The following is a 26,566-nucleotide window of genomic DNA, read 5'->3' on the forward strand; positions in this document are numbered from 1 at the left end:
TTTGAAGAAACAGAGCTTTATACAAGGAACTTTAATCTTGCTAGCCGCCGGCATCATTAATCGGATGCTTGGATTTATTCCCCGGATTGCTTTACCACGTATTATCGGAGCAGAAGGTGTGGGACTGTATCAGCTCACATATCCTTTTTTTCTCGTGCTGGTTACTGTGATTACAGGCGGGATTCCACTGGCGATAGCCAAGATGGTAGCGGAAGCAGAAGGAGAGAATCGGCCAGAAAAATCACGGCTGATTTTACGTACTGGACTTGCCCTTAGTGTTGGACTTGCAATCTTCTTTACATTGGTTGCTATGATAAGCGCCTCATGGGTCTCTAATGTTATCTTAACAGACCATAGAGTTTATTATACGTTTATTGCCATGATCCCAATGATTGGGATCGTCGCCGTATCTGCAATCTACCGTGGTTATTTCCAAGGAAAGCAGAACATGATTCCATCGGCGCTCTCCTCCATCTTCGAATCTTTAGTGCGAATATTCTTTATGCTATGGTTCTCCTGGTTGTTGCTTCCTAAGGGTATTGCTATGGCGGCGGCTGGAGCGATGTTAGGTGTGACGGTAGGAGAAATTGGCGGAATGTTAGCGATTCTGTGGCAATATTATGTCATTACTAAAAAAGATAAAAAGCAGACAAATCCGACTCCAGAGCACCCCGCTCTCGAGCCGGAGGTTATCTCATCTGATACACAAGGTGTGAAAGCCAACTCCCCCATATTACGGCGGTTACTAGGCATATCCATTCCCGTTACGGCAAGTCGGCTTGTCGGCTCTTTTTCGTATCTGCTGGAATCTATTATTACTGTGCGCAGTCTCGCCTTGGCAGGTATAGCCGCTGCTGCCGCTACAGCTCAGTACGGGTCTTTACAAGGGATGGTTATTCCTTTATTGCTGCTGCCCGGGGCATTAACCTCTTCACTTGCTGTGTCTCTGGTTCCTTCCATATCAGAAGCTGCCGCAAGAAAGGACTTGCCCACCATTCACAAGCGTATGCATCAAGCGTTGCGGCTTGCGCTGGTAACAGGTGCCCCATTTGCTGTTCTTATGTATATCCTGGCGGTCCCGCTTTGCAATTTGTTATATGGCAACGCGGATACAGCCCCTATGCTGAAGCTTATGGCTCCGTTCGCCTTGTTCATCTATGTTCAAGCTCCCTTACAAGCTGCGCTGCAAGCTATGGATCGACCGGGCAGGGCACTCATCAACACCTTGATTGGAGCAGTAGTCAAAATCATTCTGATTGTAATATTGGCATCCCAACCTGAATATGGAATTTACGGCGCTATCATAGCCATTATTGTGAACAGCATTTTGGTTACGTTACTACACGGATACAGTGTAGTCAGTCTCATTTCATTATCTTTAAGAGTAACCGAAACCATTAAAACCTTATGTGCAATGCTCATTATGGGAGCGGGCGTGCATTATGTATACACTTCCATTCCCATTGCAGATGTACAATGGATTCAATTTTTATTTGCCTCTGCGATAGGAATGGTCCTGTATTTTGGAATCAGTCTGTTAGCTGGCCTTATCTCACTGCGTGATTTGGACCGTCTGCCGTTTATCAAACGCAGGCTCTAAAAGGTTATCTGTTGTCCAAACGGTCGACATAAATTCTGCCCTTATGATCTATGGAGCATAGAAATACATCTTTGAAATCAGATACTCCCTTTTGGCGAATTTGAGTTCTTAGCCAAAATCTGGTTTTTCCAATCATCTCTAAATTCTGATCCTGCACCTTTCCATCCATAATCAGAGGGATTGGAAGTCCTTCATACCTGATCTTATTCTTCGGCAGTTCTATCTTACGGTTCTTGTTCCCTTTATTATCGTCACTCTTTTTATGCTCAGCAGCTGCACTGCTATTGCCTGATTGGTTAGAGGATGAACTCCCCTTCTCTTTCTCGAATACGGTTAGCTGTCCACTAGGCTCCAGGATCGCAAATTCCACGTCAGCAGGACTGGCGATGTTCTGTCCACGCAATTGCTGCAGCAGATCATCAATATTATATCTCTGCCTACGCATTTCGCCCCGGTGCAGCTTGCCTCCAGAAATGAGTATGCTCGGTTTGCCGTCCATTAAAAGTCTGAGCTTTCTGCTCTTAAGACTGAGTTGAGCCACAATTACCTGTATCAACACCAATGTTGCCATCGGAACGACTCCTTCATAGATCGGCCGATTGATATCCTCAAGCACAAAAACAGCAATCTCGGCAATCATGATGGAGATCGTTAAATCAAATACAGACAGCTTACCTATTTCCCTCTTCCCCATGATGCGCATACACAGGAATATGAAGAAATACATCAGCACGGTCAAGAAAATATGGGTAGAGATATGCTGGAACATATAGCTTCGCTCCCCTCCATTCTCACCCGCAGACTTGTTTCCTCGGGTGGATTAATGTAACCCTATTCTGACCGCTCTGTGCAGGGAACATTCGGAAGCCGGCATATTAATTAATGGTAAAAAGGCTGCAATGCCCTTTCTTGTACTATTGGGGCAAGCCATCCCATACAATGAATAATAACTATGTTGATTCTTTTTTCTCAAAAAAACTTTAGGAGGTTGTACCATGTATTTAATCCGGCGCATGTTCTCGTGGAGAATAGCCAATCCTGTGTTATCTGGCCTATGTCGATCATTCCTTTGGATGCTGATGGGTGCGTTTGTCCTCTCTCTTTTGTTATGGGGCAGCAGTCTGAAGGAGCAGGATCTCTCAATGTACACATACATTGTACACGGCATAGCTGCAGCATTCGGAGGACTAACCGCCGGTCGCAGAGCCACGAGCAAAGGCTGGTATCAAGGAAGTCTTACAGGAGCATTTTATGGGATTATCGTTCTGTTAATCGGTTTTTTGGCACTGGATAGCGCACCATCTGGCGTAGATCTGCTATGGGTTCTCGCAGCTGCAGCAATTGGCGCTCTCGGCGGAATGTTTGGCGTTAATTTACAAAAAAGCTAAAATTATAATTCCATTAAATTCGAAACATTCCTTGAAAATATGTTAAACTGTGATCATCTGACTTCATTAAGAGATCAAGGAGGCTTCGATTGCTTTGTTTTACCAATCAATGAACCATATTGTTTTGTACACAGTTGCATTAGTAGTGATATTAGTATGGATTGGCTCTAAACGTAATCCAATCATGGCATTGGTTGAAATTGGGAAAGAGATGCTGCGATCTTATAAGTTTTTGTTGCTGATTGCAGGAATGTTTGGCGTATTAGCCATAAATAAATATGAACTGCAAATTGAACAAAAAATGCATCTTACCTCTGATTATACGCCATTTATATTTGGCCTAGAGGGTCATTTTGTCCAAGCCGTTCAGGATATATTCTACAGTCCATGGTTAACACCGATCATCGTCTTTTTCTACATTTTCATGCTTCAATCCGTTCTAGCAGCTTCATTAGGGGTCTATTTGTTAGATAAAAACCGGGTGATGTTATACGCAACCTGTTATGCTATTATTATCAACTATGCCTTGGCGATTCCATTCTATCTTTACTTCCCGGTAAACGAGGTATGGTCCTATCTGCCGGCAGGCGTCAAATTTACTATGCTGGATGTATTTCCGAAATTCGAACAGGAATATAGACCGCTATCCGGTCTCAATAACTGCTTCCCGAGTCTACATACGTCCATATCTGTTACAATGGCACTTCTGGCCTTCCGTTCAGGGAACCGCCGCTGGATGGTCATCACTAGCATTTCTGCAGTTGTAATCGTCTTTGGAATCTTCTATCTGGGCATTCATTGGCTTACAGATATGATTGGTGGAACCTTGCTAGCTGTGCTAGCCTCTACAGTTGGCGTTCAACTCGCCAAATTAACTTTGCGGGGACGTGAAGAATCGCTTACCGTTCCGAGCCGCGTAACAAATGTACGTTAAAGTTAAACTGCTAAATCGTAATAACCTTAAAGATGAAAAAAGCGGTGTCCTCTCCAATGAGAAGACACCGCTTTTTATGTACTTAAATAACAAGTCTATACTTTCTCTTCGACATCCGTCGCCACAGCGTGGCTGATGGAACCGCGATCAAAAGTCAGCTTAGTTACATCGTTGACCCGCAGAACCACAATATCATCGGAAATCTCCATGATCGTACCGTGAAGTCCTCCAATAGTAACGATTTTATCGCCCTTTTTCAGAGCTTTCAACATTGCGTTACGAGTTTTGGTCTTCTTTTGTTGCGGACGAATCAGCAAGAAGTAGAATACTACAAACATAAGGACAAAGGGACCTACCAGGCCTAGTATGCTACCTCCACCACCTGCGCCAGTTGCATATTGAAACGATTGAATCATATTTCTCCCCCCTTTCAAAGTACATTAAAGCATAACTCATAAATCAAACCCTAAAAGCCTTTAAGATTATCATATAATCCGTATTTGGCAAAAAACTCATCGCGAAAATCAAGCAGCCGATCTTCCTTGATGGCTTCACGCACTTTACGCATTAAATCCAACAAGAAGTGCAAATTGTGGTATGTCGTCAATCTAAGTCCGAAGGTTTCATCGGCTTTGATTAGATGGCGCAAATAAGCGCGGGAATAATTCCGGCATGTATAGCAATTGCACTCCGGATCAAGCGGCCCAAAATCACGGGCATACTTAGCGTTGCGTACAACGAGTCTTCCCTGACTGGTCATCGTTGTTCCATTACGGGCAATACGAGTAGGCAAGACACAGTCGAACATGTCCACTCCTCGGATTGATCCTTCCAGCAGCGCATCCGGTGAACCCACGCCCATCAAATAGCGAGGTTTGCCTTGTGGCAGCAGGGGAACTGTATAATCCAGCACTTCATACATTAGCTGCTTGGACTCTCCGACGCTGAGCCCCCCAATAGCATACCCCGGGAAATCCATGGAAGTCAAATCAGCCGCGCTCTGACGGCGCAGATCTTCATACATGCCCCCTTGCACGATAGCAAAAAGACCCTGATCGTTAGGACGAGCATGACTTTTCAGGCAACGTTCTGCCCAGCGCGTGGTGCGCTCCAGTGATTTTTTCACATAATCATACTCAGCCGGGAATGGAGGACATTCATCAAATGCCATCATTATATCTGAACCCAGGGAGTTCTGAACCTCCATCGCTACTTCCGGAGACAGGAATTTCTTATCCCCATTTAGATGGGAACGGAAATGAACTCCTTCTTCCGTAATCTTGCGCATGTCGCTTAACGAGAATACTTGAAACCCGCCGCTGTCTGTCAGAATCGGACGATCCCAGTTCATGAACTTGTGCAGTCCACCAGCTTCACGAACAATATCATGGCCTGGTCTTAGAAACAGATGGTAAGTATTGCTCAAAATAATATGGGCATCCATCTCTTTCAGCTCTTCAGGACTCATAGTCTTGACTGTAGCTTGTGTGCCGACTGGCATAAATGCTGGTGTCTCAATCACACCATGTGGAGTGTGGACTCTTCCAAGTCTGGCTCCGGATTGTTTGCACGTTTTGATGTGCTCATAAGTAATTGCTGCCATAAGTTAACCCATCCTCTTACCTTAATAAATAAACATTGCATCTCCAAAGCTAAAGAATCGGTACTTCTGCTCTATCGCTTCTTCATAAGCAGCTAGAATATGTTCCCGACCTGCCAAAGCGCTAACCAACATAACCAAAGTAGACTTTGGCAGGTGGAAATTGGTAATTAGCGCATTTACTACACTGAACTTATACCCTGGATAGATAAAAATATCCGTCCAGCCACTGCATTCCACAAGCGGCCCACCCTCACATTGTCTTCCGACCGTTTCAAGTGTCCGACAAGACGTTGTGCCAACTGCAATAATACGGCCGCCTCGTGCCTTTGTAGCATTTATGGTATCTGCCGTCTCTTGAGACATTACGAAGTACTCAGAATGCATAACATGCTCTTCAACCTTCTCTACAGACATCGGACGAAAAGTACCGAGACCTACATGAAGGGTGATATAAGCGATATTTACACCCTTAGCCTCAATCTGTTCCAGCAATTCTTGGGTAAAATGAAGCCCTGCGGTAGGCGCAGCGGCCGATCCCTCATGCCGAGCATACACAGTCTGATATCGTTCACGATCATCCAGTGTTTCCTTAATATAAGGTGGCAACGGCATCGTTCCCAGCCTGTCCAGAATCTCCTGAAAAATACCCTGATATATGAAACGAAGCGTACGGCCGCCCATATCAGCTTCGTCCTCGATAACGGCACGAAGCTCATCGCTAAAGATGATCACCGCGCCTGTCTTGAGCTTTTTCCCTGGCTTTACAAGTGCTTCCCAGCGATCATCCCCAAGATTCTTCAGGAGGAGCACTTCCGCCTTAGCACCAGTATCTTCTTTAACTCCAAACAATCTCGCTGGAATGACTCTCGTATCATTTAGAACAAGCGTGTCTCCGGGATTAAAATAATCAATAATATCGGTAAAATGCCGGTGAGCCAGCTCTCCATCCTCCTTATTCACTAGAAGCAGTCTAGAAGCACTGCGATCAGCGAGAGGTGTCTGGGCAATCAATTCTTCCGGCAAATGAAAATCATAAGCATCTACATTCATGGTCTGTCTTCATTCCTTAACTATAGTAACGTTCTTATAATAGTGTTGCAATATTTGCTTGTAATCATACCCGCTGTCCGCCATGCCTTTCACGCCCCACTGCGACATGCCTAGACCATGGCCGTTGCCTTGCCCAATGAACAGAAAGCCCGAGCTGTTAGTGATCACTCTGGCCGCAGAATCTCCACCCATCACTACAGTTCCACTGCCATTCACATTAACCTTCCCCGATGCGGAAAGCACACCAGCACTCTGCGAGCTGCTAATTGTGGCGGTAGCGCCGTCAGCGCCTAATACAGTATAACTTCCGGGTGCCACAATATCAAACAAAGTACTAGGTAATCCATTAAACGCGGAGCGGAACATATCAGGATATTTCACATTTAGAGCCTGACCATTAGCTTTCACCTGAATCGCTCTTCCAGAAGGACCGCGCTGGGTGACCTGCAGGTTAGAGATACTGGAAGGGAGCGTGCTTGTTGTTTTGCCCTGCAAGCTTTTTAGAAGTTCAGCAGAGGTATACGGCCCTTTGATCCAGCTATAGCTGCCAGACTCATATACTTTATCCAGAGCCACAGCGTTCTCACCCGGATTCAGCTTTCCGACTGCACTAACACTGCTCTCAATAACTGGCAGAGGACGTATATTCACATCTTTGGTTGTAGCGGTAACTATATCAAGTCCGGCAGCGGTTTTGCTGCCGGTTAATTTAATATTATCTTCACGTGCATAACCAGAGGTACCATTCGCAAGCAGAACATAATACCACTTCTTAGCAGCCGCCGCCGAAACATCTTCAACGCTTGGAACGCTAGCAAATACATCGCCACCATTCGCCCAAACCTCTGAAGGGTCAGCTGTCACACCACCACTATTGGAAGAAAATACAGCCTCAACAACTTTACCACCGCTCATCAGCACTTCACCAGCAGTAGTATCTACAGCTTTGATAATGGAGGGAGCTTCAGACCCGATTCCGTTATATACCTGACTAAGAGTAGTATCTACTACATTCGCTACATCAAAACGGTTGCCTTGCGACAGCGCATAGCTGCGGGCGGCGACAGCCTGAGCTTTTAGCGCTTCTTCCGGCCAGCTGGAGGAAACCTCTCCTCCCACTACGGCATACAAGTATTGCTCCAGCGGCACTACATTAATTACAGCCAGCGATCCGCTCAAATTGCTCAGTTCCAAATTTCCGCGATATGTACGCTTGGATCTTTCCACTAACTGAATCCCAGCCTCGCTGCCTGCCGCAAGAAATTTAGCATTGCTTCCAGAAACCAGATAATGATCGGCTTGAGTTTCACTGCTAAAATCCAGCCCGGCATCCTTACGCAGTATTAATCCGGGCGAGGTGGCCACAGAAACCGTAAATTGTGGTGCCGCCGTAGACACAGCGGCCTGAACAGCTGTTAAATCACTATCGTTGGCAGCTTCGCCTACCCATACCTCTACTTGTGCACTGCCGTCGTTTCCTGCCAGAAACACCTTCCAAGCATCTAAACCAGCTGCAGTGAGGCTATTAAGCGCCACATCTGCTTCCTGCTCCGAAGAATAGCGGCCAGCTGATAAATGTTTATTGCCTTTCACCGCTGGGGTTTGGTCAGCAGGAATGCTCAGCCCTGCTTTGACTACACGGGTAAGCCCATCCTTGGCAGCTGCTTCACTAGCATAGACGCCCGTGTACAACTGATACACAGTCGCTCCATTTCTGGAGATTGCAAAAATCTGCGGTTTATCGGAGGTGGATTGGAGCTTTTTAGCTGCATCCGCTGCTGTCTGCCAGCTTGAAGCCTCCATCACCTTAACTCTATATCCGTCCAGACTTATACGAATTTGCTTCTGTCCTGGGACAGATACCAAAGGAGCACTTCCTGCTTGATCCGACAGCAAAGTAAAGCTTTGCGTTGATTGCAGTGTTACTGCTGGCACAGTGGATTTATATTTACTTCCAATATCAGCATAAAGAGCAACTCGTATCGTGCTATTAGAATCGGCATGACTGGCACCCGCAGGGATCAGGAAACTTCCTACAGCAAGCGCAGCCGCAAGCAATCCTTTGCTTAGCGGGGCGACCCCTCTCCATTTCCTCTTCGTATGCTTCATCCAGCATCCTCCTTTATAATTGTAGTGACGAACTAGTGCTGCTCCGGAGGGAGCGGAAGCCCTAAATGATGATAAGCGGCCGGGGTTACAATTCTTCCACGCGGACTCCGCTGCAAGAAACCTATCTGCAGCAGGTACGGCTCATATACGTCCTCAATCGTCTGACTTTCCTCACCAATCGTAGCTGCAATCGTATCCAGTCCTACAGGACCGCCGCGAAAGCTTGAAATCATAGCACTTAACATCTTGTGGTCAATACTGTCCAGCCCACGCGGGTCCACCTGAAGCATCTTCAATGCTTCCCCAGAAATTTCAGGAGTTATAATTCCATCTCCGCGCACTTGAGCAAAATCACGGACCCGCTTCAATAAGCGGTTGGCAATCCGCGGCGTTCCCCGCGAACGAAGTGCAATCTCTTCTGCTGCATCGCCAACAATCTCAATGCCTAGAAGATCCGCATTTCGAGATACAATGTAACTCAGCTCATCTATGTTATAGAATTCCAGGCGACTGACCACTCCGAAACGATCACGCAATGGCGCAGACAATAGTCCTGCCCGGGTTGTGGCACCTATCAGTGTGAACGGCGGCAAATCCAATCGTACCGAACGGGCACTTGGTCCTTTGCCGATCATGATATCCAGCGCGAAATCCTCCATCGCAGGATACATAACCTCCTCGACCGTGCGGTGCAAACGGTGAATCTCATCGATGAAAAGCACGTCTCCTTCCTGCAGATTCGTCAGCAGAGCGGCAAGGTCGCCTGGACGCTCTATCGCAGGGCCGGAAGTTGTTCGCAGGTTCACACCCAGCTCATTGGCGATAATATTAGCGAGCGTTGTTTTGCCGAGACCCGGAGGTCCGTACAGCAGCACATGATCCAGCGCTTCGCTTCTCATTTTGGCCGCTTCTATATATACTTTCAGGTTTTCTTTCACCTGAGTCTGGCCGATATATTCTCCCAGATAACGAGGGCGCAAGCTTAGTTCTACCGCCTGCTCGTCCATCATCAAATTCGCGGATATAATCCGGTCATCCATTTCCTATCGCTCCCTTTCTTTAGGATGTGTACGGCTTTACTTAGCTATATATAGCAGCCCTAGTGCTTTCTTCATCAGCACATCTACAGTTCCTGTTTCTGCTCCCTCTTTCTTCAAAGCGAGCCACACGCGGTCCAATTCGCTTTCGGTATAACCCAGCCCCTTAAGCGCATCCCGCGCCTCTTGCCAGGCCAATCCGTCCGTTGCCTCTTCCGTTGGCACTGCAAACAATCCCGTTTGCATTGAAGCCATACTGAGTCCGTCCAGCTTGTCCTTCAAATCAAGGATCATACGCTGTGCTGTCTTTTTGCCAATGCCCGGCAATTTCGTTAAGAACGTTATATTCTCTTGATAAATCGCTGAAATTAACTGATCCGGTGTTCCACCTGTCAGGATTCCAAGCGCAACCCTAGGACCGATGCCTGATACCTCTATCAGCTTGCGGAACAATTTTTGTTCCTCACGAGTCGGGAACCCAAATAATAGCGTAGCGTCCTCACGTGTTTGGTAATGAATATAGATCGTTACAGGTCCTTCTACTTTGGCAAAAGCATAAGGATTCGGGCAGAACACCCGGTATCCTACTCCCTGCACATCCAGCACCACATATTCCGACTCCAAATGAACAACGGGTCCTCTTAAGAAATCTATCATTTTCGCAATACCTCATTTAATTTAGAATTAAGACTGCTCGAATGGGCATGGCATACCGCTACCGCCAGCGCATCCGCCACATCATCGGGTTTCGGAATCGCCGATAGCTTCAGCAACAGCTTCACCATTTCCTGGACCTGCCGTTTCTCAGCCTTACCATAACCCACAACAGCCTGCTTTACCATCATAGGTGTATATTCCGAGACGGGGAGACCCCGCTGTACTGCAGCTAATATAGTCACACCGCGGGCCTGCGCCACTGGCAATGCTGTAGTAACGTTGCGAGCGAAAAACAGCTTTTCTATCGCCACAGCATCGGGTTTATATTTATCAATGAGCTGACCCATGCCTTCATAGACATGCAGCAGTCGTTCTTCTTCAGGCGTATGAGCCTCAGTCTGAATACAACCATATTGGACGGGGGTCAGTTTATGTCCTTCCTTATCTACAAAGCCAAAGCCGACGATCGCCAGCCCCGGATCAATTCCCAAAATACGCAAACATGATCTCTCCTCTATAACAGGCAGATTATTCCACCGTTTTCATCCATTCCTCCGCCATGAAGCGAACATATGTATTCCTTCTAACCATTATAGCAAAAATCCCCCTTGCGGGAGAAAAAAAGTTTACCGTTTGCAGCGAAATGGCAACTTTAGGCCTACAGCTTAGACTCTTCCCCGTTTCATTTCACACAAAAAAGCTGCCCTCAGCCATTAATAATGACTTTTGGACAGCTTATCAAATCTATTGCTTGTTCTGCATGACATGCTCAGCAGCTTCGCGGGCATAATCACTGAAGGTAGACAGCACACTGTTGTACTCTTCAATATCCTGAACACGAATCCCCTCGTGAAGCTCTTTCCAAATATTTTCCGGCAATGAGGATTTCAGGGAACCCATATCCATTTGAAAAAAAGTCTTCAGTACCTTTTCCTGAACTGGCGGACCTTTAAACAAGGTCAAATTCCCAAACGCATCTACACCAATATAAGCTTCATTTTTTATCATTGTCGATAAATCATTCACTTTTTGTTCCAGCCACAAATCCCCTTCTGAACTAATCCAACCGCTCCATTCAGGGTGTTCATTGATTATAGTCTTCAGCTGAAGCGGGTTCTTTACGCCCGGCAACGTCTGAATCTCTTCTCCGGACACATAGGTTGTTTTTAAATGAACGGTTCTGCTGAGCCCACTTTGGGAGATGGTTTGCAGCAGTTGTTCGTTATTTAAAGTGCCCTTCTCTTTTGCACCATCACTGTCCTCGCCTACTTTAAAGACAGCTGCGGCTAACTCACTATCGGCACTATCCGCCCAGCTAGAATTCGTCAGCAGTCCACTGATTTCCTCAGGTACCTGCATACTGCGCCAAGCCAGTACAGTAAAAGCTATACAAGCAGCTCCTACCCAAAGCGCCTTTTTCCAACGTCTCCATCGCCGCCAAAGTTGTTTTTTTAAGCGAAACGCGTTCACGTTAATCCCTTCATTCTGGTTTTTCCCTATTGTGACCTAAGAAGGGAGTATTTATGCGCTTTTCTGTGAATAATCGACATTTCTCCAAAAATACAAGGTTGACCTTGCAGTATGGTTCAAGGTTTATGGTGTAAGTCTGGAAGGGCGATTCTGGGGAGAGGTTTCACATACCGGCCTTAGGTGATACCTATTTCATGACGATCGACCATTTTTTCCACCAAAACTTTTGCTTTGCCAATAGACTATTTAGTTCTTAGTGTGCTATGCCATTGAATTGGGCGTTTGGGATGGTAGCGATGTAGGCGTTCTGCGTTTGCGTGATGGGGGGATGCGTTCTACGTTTGCGCGTTGTGCGGAGTGGATCTAAAACTAATTAGGGAAAAACTCCCTGAAAATAGCATATATTCGCTCTAAATGAACGAAATCAGGGAATTACTCCCTAATAAATAAGCTGTTTTCCTTAATTCCCGGGAATCAGACATATATTAGGGAGTTTTTCCCCCATTATATGTCTGACGACCAGAATCCTAAGAATTTCAGGGAGAAATTCCCTAATCGCTCTATAAGTGTTTTACTTTTGCTTCATTTAAAGCTTAAGTTCGTTCTTCACTTATTATTTTACCTAGGCCTCACTCGGTGCTCACTCGGTAAGCCACTTGAAGCATCATTGGTCATCAAATGCTGCCTCAGCTTCAAGTGGTAATTTCTTTTACCTTTGTTCAGCATCTTCTTCGTATTAAAGTCATATTTAAGCGTTAGGAACCACCGGCAGCTTCACATGGCTCGGATACTCACGATTATGGTAAACGGTCTGCAGCACAGTAATCGCTTCTGAATCTTCATATGGATTATTACCTGTATTTGTATTAGGGAAAGCAACGAATTTGCTGGACGAAGTAACCGAGAACCGAATTCGGTGTCCAACAGCAAATCTATGGGCTATATTCGGCATGAAAATATCATATTTCTCCACCTGCCCAGGAATCAGCAGCTCAGGTGCTTCCAATCCATGACGGTATTTAGCTCTGACAATATAATTCGATAACCGAATGGAGTCCCCTTGTCCATTCACATCACTAAGCGTAACTACCCAATCCGTATCCTTGCCAGTGCTGGCAGCGTAGATAACAGCAGACAGTTCTCCGGCCACAGTCAGCTCTTCCGTCAGAATATCACTAGTGTAGACAAGGATATCATTGCGCAGCTCGTATTTCCGCAAATTTTCAGGCTCTCGTTCACCGCTATCATTCATAGGATCATGAGGATTATAGACATAAGTATCTTCAGGAGAATGTTCCTCAGGCGCTGCGAGCAGTTGCCCATCCCCATGTCCTGAATTCGCTCGCCCACCGCTGGAAAGGTAGAAGGAAGAAACTGTGGCTTCGGCAGGTGTCCAATCCGCGGACGTTCTCCACTGATTTTCACCAACAACATAATAAGAGGCTCTAGGCTCCTGATCTATTCCATTTGGAATGCCTTTGAGGAAGCGGTCGAACCAGCGCAGCACAGAAACATCGTAATCATAGACTACGGCATCATTGCCGAAGCTCACACCTTCATAGTCTCTGGCTCTGTTCGGCCCGTGCTCCCAAGCGCCCAGACGGATTTTGCGATTAGGCACATCATGTTCTGTCAGCATTCTCCAAGTCTCCGATACGCCGGCGCTGTCGCCGTCATACCAGCCTGAGATGACATACATAGGCACCTGCACCTGATCTCCGCGCTCGGTAAAAGTACAGTTTTTCCAGAAATCATCATACTCGGGATGCTGGCTCCACAGATCCCATGGACCTGATGTTTTGCCAATCATTTGCTGAGGGATCTCTTTAATCGGTCTTGCATCAACGGCTGCTTCCGGATTCACCGTAATGCCTCCAAAGATATCAAAATCCGTCCGAGTACCCACAGATTGAGCAAGAGTCCAAGAGAGCAACGGCCAAGAACAAAGAGTTCCCCCTTTGCGAACGGTATCAACAAATGGAGAGCCTACATTCACTTCATCCACAACCGCCTTCAGATTCGGGTGCCCACTGGTGGCCGCCGCCACAACAACAAAACCTAGATAGGATGCGCCCCACATGCCGACGTTGCCATCCGACCATTCCTGAGCAATAATCCAATCAATCGTATCATAGCCGTCATCCCGTTCATTATAAAAAGGAATCAGTTCTCCTTCCGAATCCGCCCGCCCCCTAACATCCTGCGATACTACTGCATAACCTTTATTGGCCCATCTCATAAAAATCTCTTTTTTTCCGTTGCGGTCATAACATGTTCTTACGAGAATTGTTGGCAGCTTGGTTCCCGGCTTAATGCCCTCTGGTAAAAAAACATCTGTCGCCAGCCTCACTCCATCACGCATCGGAATCAGATCAGTGCCCAGATCGTTTACACCATATTCTGCCTTAGATAGAAGAGGATCATCGTAGACCACTAACGGAGTCAGCTTCTCATAACCCGCTTTAACCATAAGCTCAATACCATACCGATTCGGTGTAAGAAAAGCGATAATCTCCCCATCCAAAGTCACAATGTCCAGAGCCGTCTCTTTGCGCAGCGCCCATACTTGTGAGGTCAGTTCGCGGCCTTCAATCTGCGCCTGATACTGGATATGCTTTTGATAGATATCGCCATTACTCAGCACAACCTCATAATCTACCCACTCCGCTTTAGCATAAGCGTCTAAATGTTTGTGGATTTTTTGAAGTGGAAGCACAGTTTTGAACTGTCCATCCAGCACATTGTCTTGCATTTGCGTTCTTCTGCGCGGATCGACCTTAGCGAGCATGATCTGTTGCTCTGTAAAATGAATTTTGCCTGTATAAACACCAGAAAAGTAGACGTTAAATGTAGTTGTGTGTAAGTAGGTTGTCATCTGTTTATCCCCTATCCGCAAATTTCTTCAAATACGCGCAGCCAGTTGCCGCCCATGATCTTAGCAATATCTGCATCCGCATAACCGCGGGCAACCAAACCTCTAGTAAAGTTAATAAAATAACTATATTTCTCAAGTCCAGCAACGGTTTCTGTAGAAGGTCCGTCTCCTTTGGCGAATCCAAGCTTGGGTGCGACATGTTCTTTAAAATAAACCAATGACCAGAGCACATCGCTCATCGGCCAATCCGTTCCAATTCCGACATGATCCACACCTACAAGCCGGATTACATATTCGATATGATCCAGCACATGGTCAATAGTTGTATGTTTAGGGTCTTCATGAACAAACCAAGGCATAGCAAAAATACCAATGACTCCACCCGTCTTGGCTATCGCGATAATCTCCTCATCACTTTTACAGCGCATATGCGGATAGATCGCCTCTACACCCGTATGTGAAGCAATCACCGGAGTTGTGGAATAAGCGCAGGCATCTAACGTAGTCTGTTTCCCGCAATGCCCCGTATCTACAATGATCCCCAGCTTGTTCAAGCGCGTAATGAATCTTTTTCCAAAATTAGTGACACCGGCGTTCGATTGTTCTGCGCAGCCCGCCCCAATCTGGTTCTGATTGTTGTAGGTCAATTGTAGAATTCTTAAACCGAAGTTATAAAGTACATCTACTTGATCGAGATTCGTACCCAGACCATCCGTTTCTTGTGCTGTGATAATGCCCGCTTTATGACCATTACGCTTGGCAGCACGTATGTCTTCGGCAGTTAAGGCTTTGATTAACCAATCTGCGGAATCGAACTGCAGTTGCACCTCTGCCATGCTTGTAATGATGCTGTCTAAGGATTCTAAATGAAGTTCGCGGTTCCCTGCTGTAATTCCGGACTTGTACCACTCTTCCTTATACTCGGGAATCTCTCCGCTCGCAGATAGCTTTGTGATGATTTTTGCAGGCATACTGCTGTATACCATTGGCTCATCTTTATAAGGCTCACATAATTCTTTGATTCTGTCAGAGATAGAGTCTGGAATCGCGCTTGGAGATAAGGGGCCTTGAAACAGCAAATCGATAATAATGTTCTGCTCATGCAAGCGTTTAGCCCGCTCCTCCTCTTGCTCCGTCAACTTGAAATCATACAGACCTTCATAAGTGCTCATCGTGTAGTCGCTCCTTAGAATGCAATTTCAGTGCCTTTATGTAATCTAACAGCTTCATTATATATAAAATTAGCTGCTGCTAAATCCTCTATGGCCAGCCCTAATCCTTTAAAAAGAGTAATTTCAGCCGCGGACCTTCTACCCTCGATAGTGCCGCTGATCAGCTCACCAATCTCCCCGACAATATGATCTGCTGTGATTTTGCCTTCGTTCAGAGGAATTAAATAATCCCCAGATTCATTCTGAGCGGATTCCAGCCGATCCACATATAACTTAGCTAATTGGACGGTCTCCGAATCCAGCTCACGGTCATTGGGTCTACATGCGCCGACTGCATTGATATGTACACCCGGTTTCAGCCATTCTCCCTTGAGCACAGGTTCGGTGGATGCTGTCACGGTACAAATGATATCCGCTGCGCTGACTGCCGCTTGAACTGTCTCAGCAACAATGATCTGTACATTATATTTTTGGCTCATCTCCGTTTGGAAATCCTGCGCCTTTGCGAGTGTTCTGCCCCATACTTTTACCTCACGGATGGGTCGAACCCGCAACATCGCTTCCAGATGACTTTTTGCTTGTTCCCCAGTTCCAAGAAGAGCAAGGATTTCGGCATCCTCTCTGGCCAGATATCGGGTTGCTGCTGCACTGACTGCCGCCGTACGAATGGCTGTAATCTTTTGTCCATCCACTATAGCTTTCAGAACACCCGTAGATGAATCGAATAGAGTAACAAGACCTTGATGAGAAGGCAGGCCTGAACCGTGATTGCTGGGAAATACACTGATGATTTTGGCACCAGCTACCTCTTCATGCTGCAAATATCCCGGCATTAAGCCGAGCAGATTGCTCTTTTGTAAAGGAAGCACTTGTCTCAAGCTTTGCACGGCTTGTCCAGCAGACAGATCCTTCAAAACAGACTCCATAACAGAGATGCAAGATTCCATAGCTAATAGTTCAGCCACTTCATTTTGATTAATGACTAGCATAAGACGGACCTCCTTCTCCTCATCATGATTGCACGAACGCGAATATAAAATTTTCTTACTATCATAACTTATCCGGTTTAAATATTCATGTATAAAGCTGGAAGGCGAAAATTTGTCCTGACCTCAGTTATTCTCTATACTTAATATAGTACGTATTATATTTTAAGGAGCTGACTATTGATTATGGCTAATATAATAACTTTAGGAAAAACCAATCTGCAGGTTCTCCCACTGGGTCTGGGTGCCAATGCTGTTGGCGGGCATAATTTATTTCCGGGTTTAAATGATGAAACCGGCAGAAATATCGTGCGCAGCGCTCTGGATCATGGGATTAATTTTATTGATTCCGCCTTTATTTATGGACCAGGAAGATCCGAGGAACTGATTGGCGAAGTGCTGAAGGAAAGAGGCGTCCGCGACAATGTGGTCATTGCTACTAAAGGCGCTCACGTGATTACCGGTGACAAGATTACACTCGACAACTCTCCAGCTTTTCTAAGACAGTCTGTGGAAGACAGCTTGAAACGCCTCCAGACCGATTATATTGATCTTTACTATATTCATTTCCCTGATGAAAACACACCTAAGGACGAAGCTGTAGGTGAACTTAAGAAGCTGAAGGATGAAGGAAAGATTAGAGCCATCGGGGTGTCTAACTTCTCCATTGATCAGCTGAAAGAAGCCAACAAAGACGGTCATGTGGATGTTCTTCAATCCCACTACAATCTGCTGCATCGTGATGCGGAACAAGATTTGCTGCCTTATACGCAGGAGCATGGCATTTCTTTCGTGCCCTATTTCCCACTTGCGTCGGGCCTGCTGGGCGGCAAATATAAGCAAGGCGATACATTCAGCGACATTAGAAAAAATGACCCGCTATTTCAAGGGGAGACCTTTGCCAAGAATCTGGAGAAGGTGGACAAGGTCCGCCAGATTGCCAATGCTAAAGGTGTCGAAGTCGCACATGTCGTACTTGCCTGGTATTTGACCGTACCTTCCATCGATGTGCTTATTCCGGGCGCCAAACGTCCTGAGCAGATCGTTTCCAACTTAGAGACGCTGAAGGTGCAGCTGACCCCAGAAGAGATCAAAACTATAGATTCTATATTTAAGGTGTAATCTAGCCTCATTAGATTAAGGGGTTGTCCCATGGCCACGAAATGGCTGCTGGGGCAGCCCCTTTTGTGCTTTGGTTCATCCGATGATTCAGGTTAGATAGTTCGATTGCCATGATTCGTAAGATTCGTCATTCGTTCGTTTTATTTCCTTCGTACGTTCGTTCGATCGACCTATCACAGCTCCCCGCACAATGCCCTATCGGACACAGTTGACCCGTAACGCAGTATTATTGCACATTTGGAATTCCAACGGACCTCATATCCTCTATTGGCACAAAATACACCTAATATGAACCTTTTTCTAAGCAATAACGTCTCTGGGGTCCGAAACCCTGCTGAAAAGGCGATAAATTTGCATATAACGTCATCTGGGTCCGTAAGCGGCAGCGGATGGCAGTCGATCGTAGTGGAGAGCAGTCATTCTGGACCTCTGTCAAGAAAGTGGACAGTCACGCAACAGACATTCTAGTCAATTGCTCAGCAAAACGAACTGGAGAAAGATACCCCAGCGCGCCATGCATTCGCTTGCGGTTATAATAAAACTCAATATATTGAAAAAGTGTCTGGTAGGCTTGCTCCTTAGTTTTGAATCGTGGATTACAATAAATGAGCTCCTTTTTCAAAATGCTGTGCCACGACTCGATACAGGCGTTATCATAACAGTTACCTCTGCGGCTCATGCTGGACTCCATGCCATACGCTTTCAACTGCTTCGTATATTCATGAGAAGTATATTGAGAACCTCTATCGGAGTGATGTAATAGACCCTTTTCCGGTTGTTTAGCTTCGTAAGCATCTTGTAAGGCGCCCGAAATTAAGCTAGTTTCCATATGGTCCTCCAAGCGCCACCCCACGATTTCACGCGTGCAAAGGTCCATCACACTAGCCAGGTACAAGCGCCCTCCCCGGCAAGGAATGTACGTAATGTCGGTAACCCATACTGAATTGGGTTTGAGTATTTTAAATTGCTGGTTCAGCGTATTCGGGGCAATCGGATGGTCATGATTGGAGTCGGTGGTCTGTACGCGATACGTTTTGGAGACAATGGAGCGAAGCTTCATATGTCGCATGTACACACTCACCGTGCGTTCGGTAACGGTATAACCTTCTTGATGCAACAGGCGAGTGATCTTCGGACTCCCATACCGCTTTTGATGGTCTGCAAAATGATACTGAATTCGCTTCATTATCGCAGCCTTACGAAGCATATGCGTACTGTTTTTTTCTGTCCGCCACTTGTAGTACCCGCTCCGTGACACATGTAGGGTCATGCACATCTTCTCCAAGAGAAACTCGGAGCGATGTTTTTCAATAAACTGGAATCTCAGTTCCTTGGTTTGCTGAAGATGTGCACTGCTTTTTTTACGATCGCTAATTCCTCTTCCACATCAGCAATCTTGTTATCTTTTTCTTGAAGTTGACGGCTCATTTCTTTCAACTGTGCCTCGAGTTCCCGTACTCGATCCACGCTAGCTGCCGGTTCATTCTTTAGTTCTCGATACTGGCTCATCCATTGATGCAGGGTACTTTTTGGGATGTTGAGCTCTTCCGCCAAGTCGCCCACTGTCTTTGTTTGCTCTTGAATGAACTGCACTGTCTGTTTTTTAAATTCTTCGTTGTACCGTTGTCGATGTTCTCCCATGTGAACACACCTCCGTGGACTCATTATCGCCAGTCTGTTAACTACTGTCCACTTTTTATTCTAGCTTCATTCTTCTCCAATATCCTAAATTCTTTGTATTAGTAAATATTGTTTGCTATACTTTCTCTGAAGTAACATTGGACTTTAATTATTATAAAAAGGGGAATTCCTTGATGATTATTCAACCTAAAACTCGCGGATTTATATGTACAACAGCCCATCCAGAGGGATGCGCCAAACAAATACAACAACAAATTGAATATGTAAAAGCACAAAAGAAAATTGAGGGACCCGCTAATGTACTAGTCATTGGTGCTTCTACCGGATACGGACTAGCTTCCAGAATTTCAGCCGCTTTCGGTGCTGGAGCCAACACTATTGGTGTTTTCTTTGATAAAGCTGCTGAAGGTCAACGTACAGCTTCTGCTGGCTGGTACAACTCCGCAGCTTTTGAACAACAAGCAGCGCAGCTTGGACTTAAATCTCACAGCATAGTTGGCGATGCCTTCTCCGATGCTATCAAAGAGAAGACCATTGAATTGATTAAAGCTGAATATGGCACAGTTGATTTAGTTGTCTATAGTGTCGCTTCACCACGCCGCACTCATCCGGTAACAGGAGAAACCTTCTCTTCCGTCATTAAACCGGTGGGAACCGCTTATTCGAACAAAACCTTGAACTTCCACACAGGTGAAGTTTCCATGACCACTATTGAGCCTGCCTCAGAAGAGGAAGTACGTCAGACCATCGCAGTTATGGGCGGCGAAGACTGGAGAATGTGGATCGATCAGCTTCAAGCAGCTGGCGTGCTTGCCGATGGAGCTACAACCGTTGCTTACTCCTACATCGGGCCTGAAATCACTCACCCTATCTATCGCGACGGAACGATTGGTCAAGCCAAACATGATCTGGAACAAACAGCGATCCAATTGAATGATCGCCTGTCCACTCAAGGTGGACGTGCTTTTGTTTCCGTGAACAAAGCTCTGGTAACCCAATCCAGCTCCGCAATTCCTGTAGTCCCGCTTTATATCTCTGCATTGTATGAAGTTATGAAGGAAAAAGGGCTGCACGAGAACTGTATTGAACAAATGTACCGTTTATTCTCTGAGCATCTTTACAGTGGGGGCGAAGCTACTGCTGACGGGGGCTGCTTGATCCGAATTGATGACTGGGAAATGCGTGAGGATGTTCAGACTGAGGTTATGAAACGTTGGGACGAGCTGACAACCGACAATGCAGGTGAGCTTGCTGATCTTGAAGGCTACCGCCAAGATTTCTTTAACCTGTTTGGTTTTAGAACAGAGGGTGTAGATTACGAAGCTGACATTGATCCTAATGTCGACATTCCAAATATGTATTAATAACTGACCTATAGACAAATGAGGTTGTCTCTGAAGTAGTGAATTCTACTGATGAGATAACCTCTTTCTCTTTTAGACAGACATTGGCTTACCTCCCCTCTTTATGATATGGTTTGATTGAATACTGCATGTTCTACTAACATTCAAAGGAGTGAGTCACTTTTGGTTAAAAAAATTAGTGTAGCAAACGGCGCACTTGAGGTGTCACAAATTTCGCTTGGCTGTATGCGGATTGCTGATCTATCTGCAAAAGAAGCAGATACACATGTACATAGTGCCCTAGAGCTCGGAATAGACTTTTTTGACCACGCTGACATCTACGCAGCTGGCAAAGCCGAAGAAGTATTCGCAGGTGTACTGGAGAACAATCCGGGTATGCGTGATAAAATGATGATCCAAACCAAATGCGGAATCCGCAACGGTTTTTTTGATTTCTCCAAGGAACATATCCTGCAATCCGTTGAAGGCAGCCTTAAGCGCTTGAAAACAGACTATATCGACGTCCTACTGCTTCACCGGCCTGATACGCTGTTCGAGCCAGAAGAAGTCGCTGAGGCTTTTGATATTCTGGAAAGCAAAGGTATGGTCAAACACTTTGGTGTCAGCAACCAGAACCCGTTGCAAATCGAGCTGCTGAAGAAAAATGTAAAGCAACCGCTGCTGTTCAACCAGCTGCAATTGAGCATTATGGTCACTGGCATGATTGATACAGGTTTCAATGTGAATATGACTAACTCCGGTTCAGTTGTCCATGATGGCGGGATTTTGGAGTACAGTCGCCTGCATGACATGACCATTCAGCCTTGGTCGCCTTTCCAATATGGCTTCTTTGAAGGCGTATTCTTAGATAACGATAAGTTCCCTGAATTGAACGAGGTCATTAACCGCTTAGCAGCTGAAAAAGACGTAACCAATACAGCTATTGCCATCGCATGGATTCTCAGACATCCGGCAAATATGCAGCCTGTCGTTGGCACAACTAATACACAGCGCTTGCGTGATATTGCCAAAGCTTCCGATATAACTCTCACTCGGCAAGAATGGTATGAAATCTACCGTGCTGCCGGCAATGTCCTTCCATAAACACTTAAAGCCACGAGGTACGTTATTAACGTACGCCGTGGCTTTTTTGCCAGAGAGCGATTCAATCCTCACGTTCTAGCTAAACTAGATAGACAGCGTCAAGATATTCGTATACTCACAAAAAGAACACAAAAAATAATAACTACTACCGAAATACTTAAGATCATAGTGATTCTTTTGTTATGCTTTTTCATAATCCATCCTTCCTCTCTATAGATGCACATCTCTCTTTTCAAAAGAAATTAAAGCAACGCTCAAGCAAACTCCTATGATTACAACAGGGATTAGGATCATACGAACACTCTCGTTTAGGGTATATATTTCATGTGAATTTACAGCAGAGAATTTAAAAATTTGCGTCGTTAGCGTATTTTCAGAAATCACTCGCAGATATACATACGAAGAGTCTTTAAGATAACCACTGAGCAGAAAATCGCCAAATACAAAAACAAAAGTGGCAATTACAGCGGTAGCCGATTTTTTCATCAATACTCCTAACAACAGTACGACAGCGGAATAAGCTGCGAGATACAAAATATTGAATCCAATAGCCCCCATAGCAACGATAAACTTCCCCTCTAAGCTTTCATTTCCGATATGGGAACCCGTAACAAACGCTGCCAGCATATACAATACATAAAAAATACCAAAGAATTGAATTACCCACCATACTACAACTTTTAATTCGGTTAGATATTTTCCCAGCAAATATAATGACCTGCGCTGACCCGAAGCGATAATGGTTTGGACCGACCCATACTCAAATCCCTCGGTAGCAAAAAAACAAACGTAAATCGGAATGATGAAATACAGAAAAAAAGATAACTGAATGCTAGTGATTAAAGGCTCTAAAGGACCATCTATATCAAATCCTACTTGTACCCCCATCCAAACCAGTAATAAGGCACTTCCAAACAGCAAAAGAAGACTTATCCCCTTGAACATAGGATCTTTGGTTACATAATAAGCTTCAGCCTTAAGAAAATTCCTCATTCGTTACCTCCAGCAATTAGATCCATATAATAGTTCTCAAGATTTGGAGCCGACAGGTTAATCCCTTCAATATGGATGCCCTGCGTCAGAAAAAGAGACATCAGCTCTTCCAGATTTGTACTCTCTTTAGGAATTTGAATTTCTCCAGCTTCGGTGATCGTAATGGTTTCTAGTTGGAGTTCACTTTTTAAAATCTGAAGTGTCGCTGCGGGATCAGCCGTTCGAATACAGATCTTTGTTTCCGCCGTATGTAAGAGTTCCTCCGCAGAAGCTTCTTTGATTAACCTTCCTTTATGAATAAAACCGTATTGGGTCGCTAGTAGCTGCAACTCACTTAAAATATGACTGGAGATCAGTATAGTCACTCCTTGTTCTTTGGAAAGCTTCTCCAGGATCTTTCGCACTTCTACAATGCCTGACGGATCAAGACCATTAATAGGCTCGTCCAATACCAGAAATTTGGGATCGTTAAGTAGAGCAATAGCCAGACCTAAACGTTGTTTCATCCCAAGGGAGTATTCTGAGGTTAGCTTAGAACCGGCATCTGCCAGAGAAACTGCCTGCAATACTTCCGCAATTCTGCTCTTATCCTTAATCCCAAACGCACGGCAATAAAACGTAAGATTTTGCTTGGCATTTAGATTAGGATAAAGCGCTGGCCTTTCAATTAGAAATCCAACCTTTCGCCTCGCCTCGTGAACAGCTTTTTTGTCCTTTTTTTCAAAAAGAGAGATTTCACCATGTGTCGGATGTACCAATCCGCCTATAATTTTCATTAATGTAGTTTTACCTGCCCCATTTTCGCCAACAAACCCATAAATATCTCCTACCCCAATCGTCATATAGACATCCTGAAGCGCAAAAGACTCTCCGTATTGTTTGCTTAAACCTCTGGCCTCAAAGATCGTTTGCGTCAAATCAAACACTCCTCTTTTCACTTTTCCACATCCTATCATGTTGCCATGGACACTACATTCAAACTGTAACAATCAAGTTAGTTAATGTAATTATTAAGAAGGATTTGTATAATGTGACTTATATGGTCGACAAATTCCCGGATATTTTGGACAATTCTTGTCGAAAGGAATGATAAAGTGATACGTATTGCTGTCTGTGATGATGACTTTCCCACTACTGAATTAATAGAGAGACTTATTCTGGAGACTCAAAGGAATTTCACAAGGAAAATAGAGGTGTCAATCTTTTATTCCGGAGAAAGCTTCACTAAGGCCATTCAAGAGGCCTGCGCGTTTGATATTATTTTTATGGACATTGAAATGGCGGATATGGATGGAATAAAAGCTGGGTATGTACTGCGGGGAAATGATGAAAATGATCTAGTGCAGCTTATCTATGTCTCTAGTCATGATGAATATCATCTGCAACTCTTCGATGTTCAGCCTTCGGGATTTATCAAGAAACCTATCGATTCAGAGATATTTAAGCAAAAACTGATTTCTACGATTGAAAAAGTAATTCGCAAGCTGCAGCAGGGCAAAAAAAACTTCTTATCACTACAACAAAAAGGAAAAGAAATTCTAATCCCCTATCGAAATATCATCTATCTGGAAAGCAACCGGCGGAGAATTATTCTTTATTCCTGCAACGATCAACATGACTACTACAGTACACTAAACGAGGAAGAGCAGAAGCTTCCTGTGAGCGATTTTGTCCGAATCCATCAATCCTACATCGTTAACTTTTACTTTATTAAAGAAATCAGTAACCAGGGAGTAATTCTCCTAAATGGCGAAGCCTTACCCATTAGTGCAAAATACAGTGCCGATTTTAAGAAAAAATATCTGAAATTCAGGGGGAGTCTTGTTGGATAATATCTTTCTGGAGGAGTTATTTTATCTAGTAACGCTTCCACTTTTACCTATCATTATTCATTACTTCTACAGCCATTGTTTCGTTAGCCGACTTACCACCAAAGCCAATCTTGTTATCGTGTACTCCCTATATTTCCTCTGTATTGTCTTTCTGCACTATAGCTCACTGCCAGGCTCAATCCTACTCACACTCAATATTGGCCTGATTGCTCTCTTATCTTTTTTTTACAATGGAAATATCAAATGGCGGATCGTTGCCGCTCTTTTTCTGGTTGCGCTTATTACGCTTAGTGAGTTATCACTGCCCCTATTTTACTCGACAAAGGGATATATTCTGAACCAGTTTCTTTCCAAGCTGCTGATGTTTATATTAGCTTTTGTGTCCGTGCGCGTAGCTAAAGCCTTTGGAAATGGCGGGTTATCTAAATGGTATTGGGTTCTATTATTTATTTGCCCTTCTATAAGCACACTAGGGATCTACAGCTTCGCATCCAGCCTTTATATGCAGTCCTTCCCTACCCTTGTTCCAATCCTGTCCACAGGACTACTCATTATAAATTTATTGATATTTATCTTATGCGACCGTATGTTAGTTATCCAATCTGCGCAGAACCAAAGTTACTTACTTGAGCAACAAAATTCTTACTATGTAAATCAATATCTTTTGACAAAAGAAATACAGGAAGAATCTTTTAAGTTCCAGCATGATATTAAAAATATTCTCATAGGTTTACGCGCAAAGGTACAATCCGGTGAAGCTGCCAATCTGAATGAGTTGGACAACTTACTGGGGCAAATAGACAATCCAATAGGCGTTAGTAATAGCGGGAATACGATTATTGATTCCATTATCAACTACAAGCAACAGGCCGCTGAGAAGCATCAAATCCCCTTCAAGTTAGACTTGAACATCCCTGCACAGCTGACGCTCGACACCACAGTTATCAGTGTGATTTTAGGAAATGCACTGGACAATGCCATTGAAGCTTGTTGCGATAAAAGAAATGAAGAGTGCTATATAACCATACATATGCATTATCTTAATGAAAGCTTGTTCATCCAGATTCAGAATCCTTATGTGAATGAAATTCATACGAATCGTTTTGGCGACATCTGCTCCACAAAAACTAATAAATCCGGTCATGGTATAGGCTTAAAAAGTATCCAGAAGGTCGTAGAGGATAGTAATGGCTTAGTAGATATTTCATATAACAATAATCTATTTCAAGTCGAAATTGTTCTTTTTATGGTCGCCTGTAAAAAAAGGAACAGCCTATCGTAAGTACAATAGGTTGTTCTTTTTTAGTTAACAGTGAGATGAATCGAACCTCCACAGTTGGACATTAGAAAGAGAACGAAATGCACTAGGAGAAAACCAACTCTCCCCTAACAAACTTAAGCGAAATTTAATAAAAATCTCAATAAAAATGCAGATCTGTTCTTCTTTTTCTAAATTAGATTTATAAATATGCTAGTTACTCCTCAAACAATGAATCTAGCACGGTTGTACCTCATATCCAACTAAAGTCAATTGCCTCTTTTATATCTACTAATTTATTCCCCCAAGAACTTGTGAACTATTTCTCATATACTATTTTAGGTTGGCGCCAATCTTTCTCATAGAGGTCTTATGAATGCAGTTTAAAGAAA

General features: G+C 44.6%; 24 protein-coding genes. 8 read left to right on the top strand and 16 right to left on the bottom strand.

Features of this window, described 5'->3' with window-relative positions; genetic code table 11:
* Position 1: 1 nt before the first annotated feature.
* Positions 2-1,600, top strand: a complete 1,599-nt coding sequence (gene spoVB / locus MKX34_RS25290) for a stage V sporulation protein B (protein ID WP_076297544.1) — start codon at positions 2-4, stop codon at positions 1,598-1,600.
* Between the two features lie 4 nt (positions 1,601-1,604).
* Here spoVB and MKX34_RS25295 read toward each other — a convergent pair whose 3' ends face one another.
* Positions 1,605-2,369: a DUF421 domain-containing protein gene (locus MKX34_RS25295; RefSeq protein ID WP_036677658.1), complete on the bottom strand. Its 765-nt coding sequence runs from the start codon at positions 2,367-2,369 to the stop codon at positions 1,605-1,607.
* A gap of 226 nt (positions 2,370-2,595) precedes the next feature.
* On the opposite strand from MKX34_RS25295, the gene MKX34_RS25300 reads away from it, so the two are divergent.
* Together MKX34_RS25300 and MKX34_RS25305 are read left to right on the top strand one after the other, a co-directional pair.
* A complete protein-coding gene (locus MKX34_RS25300) occupies positions 2,596-2,988 on the top strand; it encodes a TIGR04086 family membrane protein (protein ID WP_036677660.1) in 393 nt (130 codons plus the stop codon).
* 109 nt (positions 2,989-3,097) lie between these two features.
* The gene (locus tag MKX34_RS25305) at positions 3,098-3,922 is read left to right on the top strand and encodes a phosphatase PAP2 family protein (RefSeq protein WP_038572997.1); all 825 of its coding nucleotides are present in this window, start codon (positions 3,098-3,100) and stop codon (positions 3,920-3,922) included.
* A gap of 95 nt (positions 3,923-4,017) precedes the next feature.
* Here the strand turns inward: MKX34_RS25305 and yajC are convergent, their stop codons facing one another.
* The 11 genes from yajC to MKX34_RS25360 all read right to left on the bottom strand — a co-directional run bounded on the left by yajC (position 4,018) and on the right by MKX34_RS25360 (position 16,884).
* Positions 4,018-4,338 carry a preprotein translocase subunit YajC gene (yajC, locus tag MKX34_RS25310; RefSeq protein ID WP_036677664.1) on the bottom strand — a complete coding sequence of 107 codons (321 nt, stop codon included), beginning with the start codon at positions 4,336-4,338 and terminating at the stop codon, positions 4,018-4,020.
* A 50-nt stretch (positions 4,339-4,388) separates the two neighbouring features.
* Positions 4,389-5,525 carry a tRNA guanosine(34) transglycosylase Tgt gene (tgt, locus tag MKX34_RS25315; protein WP_036677666.1) on the bottom strand — a complete coding sequence of 379 codons (1,137 nt, stop codon included), beginning with the start codon at positions 5,523-5,525 and terminating at the stop codon, positions 4,389-4,391.
* Between the two features lie 21 nt (positions 5,526-5,546).
* Entirely contained in the window at positions 5,547-6,575 is a 1,029-nt protein-coding gene (gene queA / locus MKX34_RS25320; protein WP_038573001.1) for a tRNA preQ1(34) S-adenosylmethionine ribosyltransferase-isomerase QueA, read from the bottom strand.
* A gap of 9 nt (positions 6,576-6,584) precedes the next feature.
* Positions 6,585-8,684: a SpoIID/LytB domain-containing protein gene (locus MKX34_RS25325; RefSeq protein WP_076105442.1), complete on the bottom strand. Its 2,100-nt coding sequence runs from the start codon at positions 8,682-8,684 to the stop codon at positions 6,585-6,587.
* 32 nt (positions 8,685-8,716) lie between these two features.
* Positions 8,717-9,724: a Holliday junction branch migration DNA helicase RuvB gene (gene ruvB, locus MKX34_RS25330; protein ID WP_036677672.1), complete on the bottom strand. Its 1,008-nt coding sequence runs from the start codon at positions 9,722-9,724 to the stop codon at positions 8,717-8,719.
* A gap of 36 nt (positions 9,725-9,760) precedes the next feature.
* Positions 9,761-10,378, bottom strand: coding sequence for a Holliday junction branch migration protein RuvA (gene ruvA / locus MKX34_RS25335; protein WP_036677675.1), 618 nt, complete (start codon positions 10,376-10,378; stop codon positions 9,761-9,763).
* Entirely contained in the window at positions 10,375-10,878 is a 504-nt protein-coding gene (gene ruvC, locus MKX34_RS25340) for a crossover junction endodeoxyribonuclease RuvC (protein ID WP_036677679.1), read from the bottom strand. The genes ruvA and ruvC overlap by 4 nt, the downstream gene beginning before the upstream one ends.
* A gap of 244 nt (positions 10,879-11,122) precedes the next feature.
* A complete protein-coding gene (locus MKX34_RS25345; protein WP_076297545.1) occupies positions 11,123-11,848 on the bottom strand; it encodes a BofC C-terminal domain-containing protein in 726 nt (241 codons plus the stop codon).
* A 748-nt stretch (positions 11,849-12,596) separates the two neighbouring features.
* Positions 12,597-14,723 carry a CocE/NonD family hydrolase gene (locus tag MKX34_RS25350; protein ID WP_081384052.1) on the bottom strand — a complete coding sequence of 709 codons (2,127 nt, stop codon included), beginning with the start codon at positions 14,721-14,723 and terminating at the stop codon, positions 12,597-12,599.
* Positions 14,724-14,734: 11 nt separating this feature from the next.
* Positions 14,735-15,895: a membrane dipeptidase gene (locus MKX34_RS25355; RefSeq protein ID WP_076297546.1), complete on the bottom strand. Its 1,161-nt coding sequence runs from the start codon at positions 15,893-15,895 to the stop codon at positions 14,735-14,737.
* Positions 15,896-15,909: 14 nt separating this feature from the next.
* Entirely contained in the window at positions 15,910-16,884 is a 975-nt protein-coding gene (locus MKX34_RS25360; RefSeq protein WP_076297547.1) for an ornithine cyclodeaminase family protein, read from the bottom strand.
* A 183-nt stretch (positions 16,885-17,067) separates the two neighbouring features.
* Here MKX34_RS25360 and MKX34_RS25365 point away from each other — a divergent pair, with 183 nt between their 5' ends.
* Complete coding sequence (locus MKX34_RS25365; RefSeq protein ID WP_076297548.1) at positions 17,068-18,003, top strand: aldo/keto reductase; 936 nt, start codon at positions 17,068-17,070, stop codon at positions 18,001-18,003.
* Positions 18,004-18,451: 448 nt separating this feature from the next.
* On the opposite strand, the gene MKX34_RS25370 is transcribed toward MKX34_RS25365, so the two are convergent.
* Positions 18,452-19,378, bottom strand: coding sequence for an IS3 family transposase (locus tag MKX34_RS25370; protein WP_143766613.1), 927 nt, complete (start codon positions 19,376-19,378; stop codon positions 18,452-18,454).
* A complete protein-coding gene (locus tag MKX34_RS25375; protein WP_036683594.1) occupies positions 19,327-19,644 on the bottom strand; it encodes a transposase in 318 nt (105 codons plus the stop codon). Before MKX34_RS25375 ends, MKX34_RS25370 begins: the two co-directional genes overlap by 52 nt.
* A 173-nt stretch (positions 19,645-19,817) precedes the next feature.
* Between MKX34_RS25375 and fabV the strand changes: the two genes are divergently transcribed.
* Positions 19,818-21,008: an enoyl-ACP reductase FabV gene (gene fabV, locus MKX34_RS25380; protein ID WP_036687496.1), complete on the top strand. Its 1,191-nt coding sequence runs from the start codon at positions 19,818-19,820 to the stop codon at positions 21,006-21,008.
* Positions 21,009-21,170: 162 nt separating this feature from the next.
* On the top strand, positions 21,171-22,091 hold the full coding sequence (locus MKX34_RS25385; RefSeq protein WP_038573011.1) for an aldo/keto reductase: 921 nt from the start codon (positions 21,171-21,173) through the stop codon (positions 22,089-22,091).
* Positions 22,092-22,301: 210 nt separating this feature from the next.
* Here MKX34_RS25385 and MKX34_RS25390 read toward each other — a convergent pair whose 3' ends face one another.
* Positions 22,302-23,084, bottom strand: coding sequence for a hypothetical protein (locus tag MKX34_RS25390; RefSeq protein WP_076297350.1), 783 nt, complete (start codon positions 23,082-23,084; stop codon positions 22,302-22,304).
* Complete coding sequence (locus MKX34_RS25395) at positions 23,081-24,022, bottom strand: ABC transporter ATP-binding protein (RefSeq protein ID WP_170914311.1); 942 nt, start codon at positions 24,020-24,022, stop codon at positions 23,081-23,083. The genes MKX34_RS25390 and MKX34_RS25395 overlap by 4 nt, the downstream gene beginning before the upstream one ends.
* 156 nt (positions 24,023-24,178) lie before the next feature.
* Here MKX34_RS25395 and MKX34_RS25400 point away from each other — a divergent pair, with 156 nt between their 5' ends.
* Together MKX34_RS25400 and MKX34_RS25405 are read left to right on the top strand one after the other, a co-directional pair.
* The gene (locus tag MKX34_RS25400) at positions 24,179-24,916 is read left to right on the top strand and encodes a LytTR family DNA-binding domain-containing protein (protein ID WP_076297349.1); all 738 of its coding nucleotides are present in this window, start codon (positions 24,179-24,181) and stop codon (positions 24,914-24,916) included.
* Positions 24,909-26,198: a sensor histidine kinase gene (locus tag MKX34_RS25405; protein WP_076297348.1), complete on the top strand. Its 1,290-nt coding sequence runs from the start codon at positions 24,909-24,911 to the stop codon at positions 26,196-26,198. The genes MKX34_RS25400 and MKX34_RS25405 overlap by 8 nt, the downstream gene beginning before the upstream one ends.
* The last annotated feature ends 368 nt before the right edge of the window (positions 26,199-26,566 follow it).

Source organism: Paenibacillus sp. FSL R5-0636 (assembly GCF_037974255.1).
GTDB classification, from domain to species: Bacteria; Bacillota; Bacilli; order Paenibacillales; family Paenibacillaceae; genus Paenibacillus_AQ; species Paenibacillus_AQ odorifer.

What these genes read in the sequence shown, in the direction of transcription:
- MKX34_RS25295 (WP_036677658.1), bottom strand. Translation starts at nt 2,369, where the DNA reads ATGTTCCAGCATATCTCTACCCATATTTTCTTGACCGTGCTGATGTAT.
- MKX34_RS25300 (WP_036677660.1), top strand. Translation starts at nt 2,596, where the DNA reads ATGTATTTAATCCGGCGCATGTTCTCGTGGAGAATAGCCAATCCTGTG.
- MKX34_RS25305 (WP_038572997.1), top strand. Translation starts at nt 3,098, where the DNA reads ATGAACCATATTGTTTTGTACACAGTTGCATTAGTAGTGATATTAGTA.
- yajC (WP_036677664.1), bottom strand. Translation starts at nt 4,338, where the DNA reads ATGATTCAATCGTTTCAATATGCAACTGGCGCAGGTGGTGGAGGTAGC.
- tgt (WP_036677666.1), bottom strand. Translation starts at nt 5,525, where the DNA reads ATGGCAGCAATTACTTATGAGCACATCAAAACGTGCAAACAATCCGGA.
- queA (WP_038573001.1), bottom strand. Translation starts at nt 6,575, where the DNA reads ATGAATGTAGATGCTTATGATTTTCATTTGCCGGAAGAATTGATTGCC.
- MKX34_RS25325 (WP_076105442.1), bottom strand. Translation starts at nt 8,684, where the DNA reads ATGAAGCATACGAAGAGGAAATGGAGAGGGGTCGCCCCGCTAAGCAAA.
- ruvB (WP_036677672.1), bottom strand. Translation starts at nt 9,724, where the DNA reads ATGGATGACCGGATTATATCCGCGAATTTGATGATGGACGAGCAGGCG.
- ruvA (WP_036677675.1), bottom strand. Translation starts at nt 10,378, where the DNA reads ATGATAGATTTCTTAAGAGGACCCGTTGTTCATTTGGAGTCGGAATAT.
- MKX34_RS25350 (WP_081384052.1), bottom strand. Translation starts at nt 14,723, where the DNA reads ATGACAACCTACTTACACACAACTACATTTAACGTCTACTTTTCTGGT.
- MKX34_RS25355 (WP_076297546.1), bottom strand. Translation starts at nt 15,895, where the DNA reads ATGAGCACTTATGAAGGTCTGTATGATTTCAAGTTGACGGAGCAAGAG.
- MKX34_RS25360 (WP_076297547.1), bottom strand. Translation starts at nt 16,884, where the DNA reads ATGCTAGTCATTAATCAAAATGAAGTGGCTGAACTATTAGCTATGGAA.
- MKX34_RS25365 (WP_076297548.1), top strand. Translation starts at nt 17,068, where the DNA reads ATGGCTAATATAATAACTTTAGGAAAAACCAATCTGCAGGTTCTCCCA.
- MKX34_RS25375 (WP_036683594.1), bottom strand. Translation starts at nt 19,644, where the DNA reads ATGGGAGAACATCGACAACGGTACAACGAAGAATTTAAAAAACAGACA.
- fabV (WP_036687496.1), top strand. Translation starts at nt 19,818, where the DNA reads ATGATTATTCAACCTAAAACTCGCGGATTTATATGTACAACAGCCCAT.
- MKX34_RS25390 (WP_076297350.1), bottom strand. Translation starts at nt 23,084, where the DNA reads ATGAGGAATTTTCTTAAGGCTGAAGCTTATTATGTAACCAAAGATCCT.